The 11,698-nt window shown below is 73.1% G+C and carries 8 protein-coding genes; all 8 read right to left on the bottom strand.

Annotation, left to right across the window (positions count from 1 at the left end):
• Positions 1 to 38: 38 nt before the first annotated feature.
• A complete protein-coding gene (locus ACXVGS_RS17870; protein WP_458538195.1) occupies positions 39 to 1,775 on the bottom strand; it encodes a substrate-binding domain-containing protein in 1,737 nt (578 codons plus the stop codon).
• 43 nt (positions 1,776 to 1,818) lie between these two features.
• On the bottom strand, positions 1,819 to 2,763 hold the full coding sequence (locus ACXVGS_RS17865) for a sortase (RefSeq protein WP_458538194.1): 945 nt from the start codon (positions 2,761 to 2,763) through the stop codon (positions 1,819 to 1,821).
• A gap of 26 nt (positions 2,764 to 2,789) precedes the next feature.
• Complete coding sequence (locus ACXVGS_RS17860) at positions 2,790 to 5,387, bottom strand: hypothetical protein (RefSeq protein ID WP_458538193.1); 2,598 nt, start codon at positions 5,385 to 5,387, stop codon at positions 2,790 to 2,792.
• Positions 5,387 to 7,045 carry a substrate-binding domain-containing protein gene (locus tag ACXVGS_RS17855; RefSeq protein ID WP_458538192.1) on the bottom strand — a complete coding sequence of 553 codons (1,659 nt, stop codon included), beginning with the start codon at positions 7,043 to 7,045 and terminating at the stop codon, positions 5,387 to 5,389. The genes ACXVGS_RS17860 and ACXVGS_RS17855 overlap by 1 nt, the downstream gene beginning before the upstream one ends.
• The gene (gene pstA, locus ACXVGS_RS17850; protein WP_458538191.1) at positions 7,042 to 8,238 is read right to left on the bottom strand and encodes a phosphate ABC transporter permease PstA; all 1,197 of its coding nucleotides are present in this window, start codon (positions 8,236 to 8,238) and stop codon (positions 7,042 to 7,044) included. The genes ACXVGS_RS17855 and pstA overlap by 4 nt, the downstream gene beginning before the upstream one ends.
• Positions 8,235 to 9,239 (bottom strand): phosphate ABC transporter permease subunit PstC, encoded by a 1,005-nt coding sequence (pstC, locus tag ACXVGS_RS17845; protein WP_458538190.1) that lies wholly within the window; start codon positions 9,237 to 9,239, stop codon positions 8,235 to 8,237. Before pstC ends, pstA begins: the two co-directional genes overlap by 4 nt.
• Before the next feature lie 708 nt (positions 9,240 to 9,947).
• A complete protein-coding gene (locus ACXVGS_RS17840) occupies positions 9,948 to 10,781 on the bottom strand; it encodes a sulfotransferase family protein (protein ID WP_458538189.1) in 834 nt (277 codons plus the stop codon).
• Positions 10,778 to 11,698 (bottom strand): glycosyltransferase family 2 protein (locus ACXVGS_RS17835; protein WP_458538188.1); only part of this gene is annotated, 921 nt, incomplete at its 5' end. The genes ACXVGS_RS17835 and ACXVGS_RS17840, both read right to left, overlap by 4 nt.

Genomic DNA, 11,698 nt, shown 5'->3' with positions numbered 1-11,698 from the left:
CGGGCCCCCCCCCCCCCCCCCCACCGCTCGGCGGGCGCCTACTTCTTGGTGACGGTGAACTTCTTGGCGGAGCCGGCGAGGTTGCCGGTCCCGGCGTACTTCACCGTGAGGGCGTTCTTGCCCAGCGACAGCGACGCGACCTTGAGGCTCAGGTGCGCGACACCGTTCCTGACGGTGCCCAGGGCCAGGACCTTGCTGCCCTTGAGGACCCGGACCGGGCCGGAGGCGGCGACCGAGGAGGCCGGGGCGAGCACGACCTTGACCGTGCCGGCCAGCGTCTTGGCGCTGCGCTTGACCGTGGCCGCGAACGTCTCGGAGGAGACCGTCCGGGCCTTGGCGACGACCAGGGCGACGTCCGTGGACGCGTCCCGGAAGTTGGAGTCGCCCTGGTAGGTCACCGCGGCGTCGTAGGAGCCGGCCGGCAGGGTCGCCGGCGCGGTGATGGTGGCGGTGCCGCCGGACAGGGTGCCCGAGCCGGTCCACGAGCCGAGGTTGACCGACACGGCGCCGGTGGGGGTGCCACCCGCACCGGTGACCGTGACGGCGACCTGGTGCACGGCGCCGTACGTCGTGCCGCTCACCGTCGCGGACACGACGGGGTTGACGCCGTCGGAGTCGTAGACCGACAGGTCGGGCGCCGAGGTGGTGCCGACCGGCAGGCCGCAGGCGCCGCCGTCGTTGAAGGAGAGCAGCTGCTTGAAGCCGTTGGCCTCGATGATCGGGCGGGCGGCGGCCGAGCAGAGGAAGCCGTCCTTGCCGAACACGGCGTTCATGGCGTCGGTGCCGGCGAACCAGGCCGGGTTGTCCGGGGTGGCGTTGCCGGCGTCCTTGCTGCGCAGCACGTTGTAGAGGGCGCGGCGGGCGTTCCAGCCCTTGAGGACCGACACCGAGTCAGGGCCGGCCAGGTTGGCGCGGCCGAGCGAGAACGGCGCGATCGCGTTGGGGTCGTGGGTGACCAGCGTGGGGTCGTGCTCCTGGACGAGCGTGTCGACGCAGGTGGCCGAAGCCGTCGCGCACGGGGCACCGGTGGCGGTGTCCGCGAGCTCGTGGTCGTGGCCCTTGGGCTGGAAGGTGCTGTCACCGGCGATCTTCTGCAGCTGCGCCACGAAGAAGGACAGGGTGCCCGAGCCGGACTGCGGCTTGAGGGCGTTGATGACGCCGTCCTTGCCGCCGACCTGGCTCCAGTTGGTGTACGTCCCGTTGTAGATGCCGAGGAGCTGCTGCGGGGTGAGGGAGGCGGGCGCGTTGGTGACCGGGGCGGTGACGGCGACAAGGGTGTCGACGGCGAAGGGGTAGGCCTTCAGCCCGGCAGAGACCTCGGCGTCGTTCAGGCCGCCCGAGGAGCGGGCGAAGGTGACCGACGGGTTGTCCTTGGCGCCGTAGAGCAGCGCCTTGCCGGCGCCCGAGCCGTTGGGCCGCGGGATGGCGGTGGCGCCGGTGCGCAGGGTGATGAACTGGGTGGAGTCGGTGGAGCTCCCCGGCGTGCAGGGGTACATCTTGCCGGCCGGGACCGTGCAGGCGTCCCACGACGCGAGGTGCGGGGCACCGGCGGCGACCGTCTCGTTGTAGCCGTTGACGTGCTGGCCGTTCACGGTGCGGCCGTTGATGAGGTCGGTCACGACGAACTGCGTCGTGTCGGACCCGACGCCCACGTAGTCGGTGGCCGAGGGCGTGCTGGCGGGGTCCGCGCTGGCCGGGGCCAGGGTGGAGAGGGCGAGCCCGGAGGTGACCACGGCGGTGGCCCCCAGTGCAGCGCAGAACGAACGTACGGACATCAGCTTGCTCCAGATCTCTCTTGTCTCACGCCTGATGTGGACGTCACATCAAGTTCGGTAGGAGGCGCACGACCTGGTCGGTCGTGGCCCAGGCCAGGGCGATCACGCAGGGGGTGGCGAGCACCCACACCAGAGCGCCCCGGAAGCGCCGGGTGGCGGCGCTGGTGCCGAGCACCAGCAGGGCCACGCCGGCGAGCAGGAGGACGAGCATCGGCAGGGCGCCGCTGTCGCGGGCCATGGGGAGCTCGGAGGCCGGGAGCGCGCCCCCGGCGACGGGGCCCGTGGGCACGGGCCTGGTGGTGACCGCGTCGACGAACACGGCCTCCTGGGGACGCAGCGCCGCGAGCGAGCCCCGGCCCTGCGCCGAGACCAGCGTCAGGCGCGCCTGCCTGCCGGTGAGGGCGGCGGGCACCGGGTCGCCGGCGTGGCGGACGTCCTCGACGGTGTAGACGACGCGGCCCTGCGCGTTCTGCACGTCGATCGTCGCGCCCGGCGCGAGGTCGGCGAGGTCGCGGAAGGGGGCGCCGTACGTCGCACCTCGGCCCATCACGACCGAGACACCGGCCTGGCCGGGCAGCGGAGTGGTGCGCAGGTGGCCCGGCCCCGCGAGGAGGTCGCCGGAGGACGTGCCGGAGACGACCACCTGGGAGACGCCCAGCGTCGGGATGGTCAGCAGGGCGACCGGTGAGCCGGGCGCGAGGGGCTTGCCGTCGACGTCGAGGGCGCCCGTGGGGGCGGTGCCCGCGGCGAGCTGCTGGCGGAAGGTCGTGTAGAGCAGCGACTGGCTGCGGTCCTCGACGACCGCGCCCAGGACGAGCAGCTGCAGCAGCATCCAGGCGCAGATGATCGCGACCACGGTGAGCGCGGACGAGGCGAGCGAGACCGCCTCGTCGGCGCCGCCGGCACGGATCGGGCGGGTGGCTCGGGGGGCGGCGACCGGGCGCCGGCCACCGGGCCGGCCCGGGCGTCGGCGCCACGCTCGGGTCACGGGACCCTCTTGGAAGGTCGCGGTGCTCACCGGACACCTCGCAGCCCGAGCACGACGCGGCTGGCCACGGCGGCCGTGCCGGCGACGAGGGCACCGAGCAGCAGCACGGGGAGCACTCCCCCGCCGACGGCCGAGCTCACCCGGGCGGTCGGCGCCGCGACGGCGGTGGGCGCGGGCGCGGGGGCGGCCGACGGGGACGTCGACGGGGCTGCCGGCGGCGCGACGCCGCCGGGCGGCGTACCGGCCCCGGGGACGCCGCCACCCGTGACCCCGCCGGAGGTGCCTCCGGGGGTCGGGGTGGTGGGCGTCGGCGTGGGGGTGGGCGCCGGGGTGGCCGGCGCCTGCTGGGCCAGGACGGCCGCCCGGACCTGCTGGGCGGAGCGGTAGAGGTCGGCGGTGACGCCGCGGGACGCGATCGGCAGGTAGCCGCCCGGCAGCTGCCCGTTGCCACGACCGGCGACCTGGCCCTCGGACGTCGAGACGTCGATGAACTGGGCGACGTGCTGGGCGACGTCGTGGTCGAGGCCGGAGGTGCGCGCGGCCGTGTAGACGATCTTCGTTCCGGGGTACGCCGTCGCGCTGTGCCGCACGTCGGACTGGTCGAGGTCGAACGGCTTGAGCCGCTCGCTCTGGTGGGTCAGCCCGAGCGCGGCGCCCAGGCTGGCGTCGGTCGGCGCGACGTAGTGGCCCGGCGAGGCCTGCAGCGAGGCGACCGGGAGTCCGTAGCGCGCGGCGTCGCCGAGGGTGACCAGGCCGAGCATGAAGCGCTGGCTGATGTCCTGGCGGCCGATCCGGCCGAGCTTGAACAGCCCGGTGCTGACGTCCTTCTCGCACGCGGTCTGGACGTTGGGCCAGTTGAAGAGCATCGCCTGCGAGATCAGCCGCAGGCTGCTCACCGGCGCCGCGATCTTGGGCAGGTAGGGCGCCTCGTTCTGGTCCAGGCAGGTGTTGCCCGTGCCGGTCGGCACCCAGGTGTCGAGCAGCGGCCACGTGCTCACCGGCAACGCCAGGTGACGGTAGGCCGGGTTGACCTTCATGCCCCACGGGTCGGGCCTGCCGTCGATGAAGGCCATCGCGTCCTTGTCGTGCGCGAGGTAGGACGTGAGCTGCTGCATCACCCCCGAGCCGGTCGAGAGGGCGAGCAGGGTCGCCGCGGCCAGCGAGGAGGTGCGCCCGAAGGCCAGGCCGAGCCCGGGGTTGAGCTCGAGGAACTCCGGGTCGGTCTGCAGCGACCAGGGGTTGTCGCCCAGCCCCGGGTGGAGGGCGCCGATGGAGTCGCCGGGGTAGGACTCGGTCAGCAGCTTGGCGAGCAGGCGGGCGTCCAGCTTCAGCGAGGTCCGCTGGAGCCCGGTGGTCGGGTCGTCGACGTTGAAGGCGATGCCGAAGCCGGACACCGCGGTCGGCGCGTAGCCGACCCGGTCGTCGCCCTCGACGCGGCCGGTGACCTCCGCGGCCGCGGCCGTCCCGTCCTGCATCAGCGCGAACGCCGCCTCGTCGGGCATCGTGTTGGCCTGCCAGTTGAAGCGCTTCGCGTCCAGGCAGTACGCCGGGGACCACTGCAGCGCGGCCTGGCTCAGCAGCTCCGAGCCGTAGAACGGCACCGGCGGCCCCTGGCCGAGCAGCGTGCAGGTGCTCGGCGGCAGCGCGAAGCCGAGCGGGACGCTGAAGCGGTTGCGCCAGTTGGACGCCGACCACCAGTAGGCCGGCGAGACCGCCTGCTGCGCACCGGTCGTGCCGTCGTTGTGGCTGCCGGGCGCGTAGGCGCCGGTCTTGTTGCACCACGCGCTGTCGTCGGCGCAGCTGAGCCCCATGATCGGGACGACCACGAGCGTGCAGGCGACGGTGTGCGAGCAGCCGAGCGAGGCGTTCTCGGTCTCGGTGCGGATCTCGACCTGGGCCGAGCCGGTCCCGTCGGGGCTGGTGTAGGCCATCACCTCGTTGGGCGGGTCGACCGAGCCGACCGCCGCCTCGGGCGGGAGGTGGGTGGAGTCGCAGGCGGTGAAGACCGTGCCGTCGGCGGCGCGGAACGGCGTGAAGTGGTACGCCGTGCCCTGCTGCACGGGGGCGCAGTCGGCCGGCAGCGACCCCGGGTCGAGGCCCGAGACCGCGGCCTTGTCGGCGTCGGTCGCGTAGAGGTCGTCGCGCCAGACCGCACGGGCCTCGTCGTCGCTCTGCGAGCGCTCCTGGACGGTGTTGGTCCAGCAGGTGTCGGGCGAGACCTGCTGGTCGGCGGGGGCCGCCGGGTCGTCGACGCCGCGGCACTCCAGGATCACGACCGGGTACTCCTGGTCGAGGCCCGTCTCGCCGTAGGGGTTGCCCGCACGCCCGCCGGTCGGGTGGGCGCCGGTCCAGCTCACGTCGATCCGCTCGCGGGACTGGAGGTCGGTGTGGCGGTCCACGCTGACCGTGACGTGGTTGGTGTCCGTCACCGGGTCGGCCTGGCCGGGCAGGTAGTGCACCCGGGTCACGTCGTGGCTGGCGCTCCACGCGTCCGAGCCGGCGCGGGCGGACGGGCCCGGCACCAGGCCGTCCGCGGGCGCGGCGCCCACGCCGGCGACGACGGACGAGCCGAGCAGGGCCAGCGCGGCGAGGAGCCGCCCGCCGCGAGGGGTGCGCCGCGTCATCACCGGGCCGCCTTCCGGCGACGCAGCGTGGCGACGTACAGGCCGGGCAGGAGGACGATCGCGAGGAGCTCGAGGACGACCACCCCGCCGTACACCTGGTTGTCGCCGGCGCGCTGGGCGCTGAGCTCCACGGGGTTGGCGTAGACCTCGCCGCCGGCCGCGGTGGAGGTGCCCGTGGTGGTGCCGCCGGTGACGGCCCCCGTCACCGGGTCGACCGCTCCTGGCGCGGTCCCGGGCGCGACGGCCGTGCCGCCGCTGGTCGTGCCGCCGCTGCTGCCGGTGGTCCCCCCGGTGCTGCCGGTCGTGGTGCCGCCGGTCGCCCCACCCGAGGGGCTGCTGCCGTCGGTGGAGGGGGTGTTGGTGCCGGTCGGGGTGCCGCACGGGCCGGCGCCGACCTTGTCGCAGGCGGCCGGCATCGGGGCGACCTGGGCGAGGTGGTTGGCCTTGAGGTTGCCCGCCACGAACGTCGGGTTGTTGCACTTCGTGACGTCGTGGTCGGTCAGGTCGACGGCGGGGTCGGCCTTCTTGAGCTTGGCGATCCGGGTGAAGCCGGCCTGCACGAGGTTGAGCGGCAGCGGCGAGTAGCCGTACGGCCCGGCCTTCGACTGCCCGGCACAGATCGAGTAGGTGAGGAAGTCCGCCAGCGTCTGGCGCTTCGCCGTGGTCATCCGCTGGTCGCTCGCCCCGGTCGGGATGATCATGTAGGAGTACGACGACAGCGGGTAGGCCCGCGGGTCCGGGTGGCGGTAGACCTGGTCCAGGATCTGCGTGAGGTAGTTGATCGAGCTCGCGTCCTGGTTGATCTGGGCCCTGGTCAGCGCGACCGCGACGTTGTACTGCGTCGGCTCGACGAAGTAGCCGGCGCTGTTCTCCACCTTGACCACCGGGTAGTGCGCGTTGACCGGGTAGGAGTACTCGACGTAGCCGATCGTGCCGTTGCCGGCCGCGCCGCTGATCGTGTTCATGACCTGGTCGGAGCCGGAGGCCGCGATCTGGCTGCCCTGCCGCGGGAACTGCGAGGTCAGCGTGGCGTGCCCGCCGTTGAACGGCCCCCAGATCGAGGGGTACATCTCGGCGAGGTAGCGGGTGAACTGCGCGGTGGTGCCCGAGCCGTCCGAGCGCACGACCGGGTGGATCGTCAGCGACGGCAGGGCGTGGCCGTTGTTGTCCCGGGTGATCGCCGGGTCGTTCCAGTTGGTGATCTTGTTGGTGAAGATCCTGGCGATCGTCTCGCCCGAGAGCCGCAGCGTCGTGACGAGCTTGCCGCCGACCTCGACGTGGTAGGTGAACGCCGTGCCGCCCGCCACGATCGGTAGGTAGGCGTAGGGGCGCGAGCTGGTGTCGGACTGGCCCGAGACCGGGTCGACGCCCTGGTAGGGGATCTCGGAGATGCCGAAGTCGGTGACGTAGTTGGCGAAGTCCTTGCGGCCCTGGGAGGAGCCCGAGCCGTTGTAGGTCACCTGCATGCCGCTGGACGCGACGTCGGCGATCCACTGCTGGAGGATCACCTGCGACCAGGTCGACCCGGAGCCCTCGATCTCGGCGTACGTCGTGGCGGAGGCCGGCCCGGCGACGCCCAGGCTGCCGGTGAGGGCGGCGAGGGCGACGAGGAGGGCGGCGAGCAGGAGGCGCGTGGGGCGGCGCAGTCGGGCGGTCACGATCGGGTCAGCTTCCTGGTGGGACGCGCGGCGCGCGTGGTGGTGAGACGGCGGACCAACCGACGCCCGGCTCCGGACCGGGCGCCGGGTGGCCGTGCGAGGATCCGCGCGACGACGAAGAGCACCAGGACGATCCCCAGCAGGGTCGCGGCGGTGCCGAAGCCGCGGGCGATCATCAGGTCCTGGCCGGAGCGGACGTTGACGTAGATCGACAGCGGCAGCGAGGTCATCACGCCGGTGGACGGGTCGAGGTGCACGAACGGCGCGTAGCCCGAGCTGATGAGGACCGGCGAGGTCTCCCCCGCGCCGCGGGCGACACCGAGGATCAGCGCCGTCGCGAGGCCCGGCCGCGCGGTCGGGAGGACGACGTGCCAGACGGTCTTCCAGCGGCTGGCACCCAGGGCGAGGGAGGCCTGGCGCAGGCTGCCGGGTACGACGCGCAGCACGACGTCGGCGGCCCGGGCGATGATCGGCAGCATCATCACCGAGATGGCCAGGCCCGCGGCCAGCCCCGACCGGGGCATCCCCAGCGCGATGATCCAGGTCGTGTAGACGAACAGGCCCGCGACGATCGAGGGCAGCGCGGTCATCGCCTCGACGACGGTGCGGACCACGCGGGCGAATCGGCCGCCGATCTCGTTCATGAAGACGGCCGTGCCGATGCCCAGCGGCAGCGTGACGGCGACCGCGATGGACAGCTCGATCAGCGTGCCGAGCATCGCGTGCAGGATGCCGCCCCGGTCGAGCGGGTCGCTCGGCCCGATCCCGGTCATGTCGGTGGTGAAGAAGTTGACGTGGTGCAGGGCGCCCCAGCCGCGCTGGAGGACGAACAGGACCACCGAGGCCAGGGCCCCGAAGACCACCAGGGCCCCCGCGGAGACCAGCCACTGGGCGACCCGGTCGCGGACCGTCACCGCGTCCTCGGTCATCCAGGTCGCGACGGCCAGGACCAGCAGGTTGGTCACGGCGAGGACCAGCAGGAACCACGCGACACCGGGCAGCGGCAGGAGCCGCTCGCACACGACCCACGTCAGGCCGAGAGCCGCGACCCGGCTGCCCCAGACCACGAAGCGGGTCTCGGCGGGCAGCGCCCCGATGTCGCTGCGGGGCGCCGGGGCGGCGTCGCCGGCCGGCTGCGGCAGGTGCGTCGTACCCGTCACGACGGCGGGCTGGGTCTCGAGCACGGCGGTCACGAGGTCTCCGCCCCGGAGCGGCTGCGGTTCACGACCACCGAGGCGAGCGTGTTGACCACGAGGGTGATGCAGAAGAGCACGAAGCCTGCGGTCAGCAGCGCCGAGAGCTGGATGCCGGTCGACTCGCCGAAGCGGCCCGCGATCAGCGCGGAGACCGTCTCGGTGCCGACCTCGAGGATGTTCGGCTTGACCTGGAACTGGGGGCTGATGATGAGCAGCACCGCGATGGTCTCGCCGAGCGCCCGGCCCAGGCCGAGCATGGTGCCGCCGATGATGCCGCCGCGGCCGAAGGGCATCACGACCGCCCGCACCATGCCCCAGCGGGTGGAGCCGAGCGCGAGCGCCGCCTCCTTCTCGCCCTGCGGGGTCTGGGAGAACACCTGGCGCATCACCGCGCAGGCCATCGGCATCACCATCATCGAGACCGCGATGCCGGCGATGAAGGCACTGGCGGTGTACTGGATCCGGTCCCACGACGCGGCGTCCGCGTCGGCGTCGACCTGGAAGAACGGCACGAAGCCGAGGTGCTGGTGCAGCCAGTGGGCCAGCTCGCTGGCGTGCGGCTGGACGAGGAAGAAGCCCCACAGCCCGTAGACGATCGACGGCACCGCCGCCATCAGGTCCACCAGCGAGACGAGCGTGGAGCGCAGCCGCGGCGGGGCGTACTCCGAGATGTAGAGGGCCGCGGCCAGGGACAGCGGGAAGGCGAAGAACATCGCCACCGCCGCGACCTCGACGGTGCCGACCAGGACGGCCGCGATGCCGATCCGGTCCTGGTCGGGCTGCCACTGGGTCTCGGTGAAGAAGTGCACGCCGTAGTGCCGCAGCGTGGGGATCGACTGGTAGGCCAGGAAGACGCCGATGCCACCCGTGATCACCAGGACCGAGGCCCCGATCGAGCGGAAGCCGTGGACGAAGACGGCGTCCACCCCGGTGGGCTTGGGGGACAGCTGGCGGGGGTGCGGCTCGGCGGCGGCGTCGTGGAGCGGGAGCGTGGTCACCTGAGGTCTTCTGAGTCTTCCGGAGGGCCCGACAGGTGCCGGGTCGCGAGAATCCTCAGACGGTCACGGGAACGAGAAACGCCCTCTCAGGTGAACGACCGGAGAACGTCCCGGCGGCCTTTCCCCAACAGGCCATCCGTCCGGCCACGACGTAGTCCGAACGGACTATGTACGGGCCGCGATCCCTAGTCACCTCGGTCCTGGGGGCCGGTCGATCCGGGGTGCGTCGATTGGGCAGAAACCGCACGATTTCGGCCCGATTTCATGCGGTTGGTGACCAAACGTGAGGGTCAGCGGCCCCGGTCGGCGCGAGCACCCGGTCGTGGGGTGAGCCGTTCTCGGGGTGCGTCGATTGGGCAGAAACCGCACGTTTTGGGCCCGATTTCATGCGGTTGGTGACCAAACGTCGACCTCTGGGGGTGTGCCTGGGTCGGGGCGGCACCGAAGCGGAGCGAGGGGCCCGCCCCGGACTGCCGCCGTACGCCGGTCGGGCGAGGCTCGGGGTCAAGGACGGCGAAGCCGCCGCGCAGCGGACCGAGCGCAGCGAGGGTCCTGGAGGCCGAGACCCGACCGGCTACGCGGCGCACCCCCGGCTGAGCGGGGACAGCCCTCCCGGACACCGACCCTCGGCTCACCGGGGTTTCGACACGGTTGCGAGCGCAACCTCGTCGACCGGCGAGGTGCCGACCGGGCCGTGCGACGGTCCGACTACCAGCCCCAGGACTCGCGCAGCGGGAACCCGAAGCTGCGCTCCAGCGCATCGACCTCGGGAGCCAACGCGGTCCGCACCGTGAGGACGTCGTCGGTGGAGGGCCGCACGGCCCGGCGGTCGAGGGGCTGGTAGAGCGCTCGCTGCACGAGCGCGGACCGCTTCACGCGGCCCACCAGGAGGGCGCCGTCGTGCTCGCGCACCCAGTCGGCGCTGCGGCGCGCGGCCGACGCCAGGCGCAGGGAGCGGGCCCGCGCGGCCGGGAGCCGGGGCTCCAGGTCGGCTGCGGACAGCGGCAGGTGGTCGACGTCGAGGAAGTCGGTGACCGCGTCCAGGAAACCCTGGGGGTCGACGGCGAGGTCGTCGAAGAGCGCGACGTGCACCTGCTGGCGCGGGAACACCGCGAGGAACCGGTCCAGGGCGGTGGCGTAGCGGCCGTGCTCCAGCAGCTCGGGACGCGAGCGCAGCGCCTCCCCGAACGTCTCCGGGCCGATGCCGTGCTTGCGCATGTAGAGGTAGGAGGACCAGGCCCGCTCGACCGGGTCGCGCAGCGACACCATGACCTTCACCGGCCCGAGGGTGTCGTGGATGCGCCGGGCGGCCTCGGGGTGGAAGAGGTAGTCCTGGCAGACCTCCCCCACGACGGACTCCCCGCGCGCGCCGCGGAACTGCGCGGCGTACCACTCGGTGCCGCGGTCGTAGTAGCGGTCGAAGAAGTAGAGGTCCTTGGCCGGGCTGAGGTAGACGTCCGGGTGCCGGATCAGCATCTCGTGCAGCCAGGAGGAGCCGGCCTTGTCGGGGCCGACGTAGAGGAAGTTGGGGAGCCGGGTCACGACAGCCCCCGTCCGAGGCGCCGGGCCGCGGCGAGCATCCGCTGGGGCTCCACGCCCGGTCCGGCGATGGCCAGGGCGAGCCAGGCGTGCGGCGTGGCGGGGTAGCGCCGCAGCGCACGCCCGGCCATCACCGCCCCGCGGGCCCGCTGGCCGCCAGCCGCGCGGGCGTAGGCGATCTGGCCCAGGATGCGCGCGTGGCCGCGGCGCCGCTCGCAGAAGTCCGGGTGCTTGTCGAGGAGGTACTCCAGCGCCGTCGCGGTGTTGAGGGAGCGGTCCCGGAACCACGACGGGACGTCCTTGCGGATGTCGGCCAGGATCTCCTGCACCGCCCCGACCTCGCCCACCCGGCTCGCCCGGAGCAGCCAGTCGTAGTCCTCGCCGTAGCCGTGCGGGAGGTCCTCGTCGTACAGCCCCACCTCGTCGAAGGACGAGCGGCGCATCATCAGCGTCGAGCTGTGCAGCTCCTTGACCCGGTTGCCCAGCAGCCGCTCGTGGGTGACGACGCGTTCGCGGGCCGGCCACTCGACCTCGCCGCGCTCGCCCATGAGCAGGCGGATGCCGGCACCGACGGCGAGGAGGTCGGGGTCGGCCTGGAGCCGCTCGACCTGGAGCCGGACCTTGTCGGGGTGCCACAGGTCGTCGTCGTCGCAGCTCGCGACGAAGACGCCGCGCGAGGCCAGCAGCCCGGTGTTGCGGGCCCCGCAGAGGCCGCCCGTGCGGGTGTTCACGATCGGCACCACCTCGCGGCCCGGCAGGGACAGCAGCCCGAGCGCCGGGTCGGCGGCCTCGCGGTCGTGCACGACGACCACCTCCAGCTCGCCCTCGTAGTCCTGCGCGGTGATCGTCCGCAGGGTCTCGGCCAGCAGGGCCGGCCGTCCCCGGGTGGGGACGACCACGCTCACCATCGGTGCGGGCAG

It is taken from the genome of Oryzihumus sp., from assembly GCF_054325275.1.
This window is presented reverse-complemented; position numbering and strand designations above follow the sequence as displayed.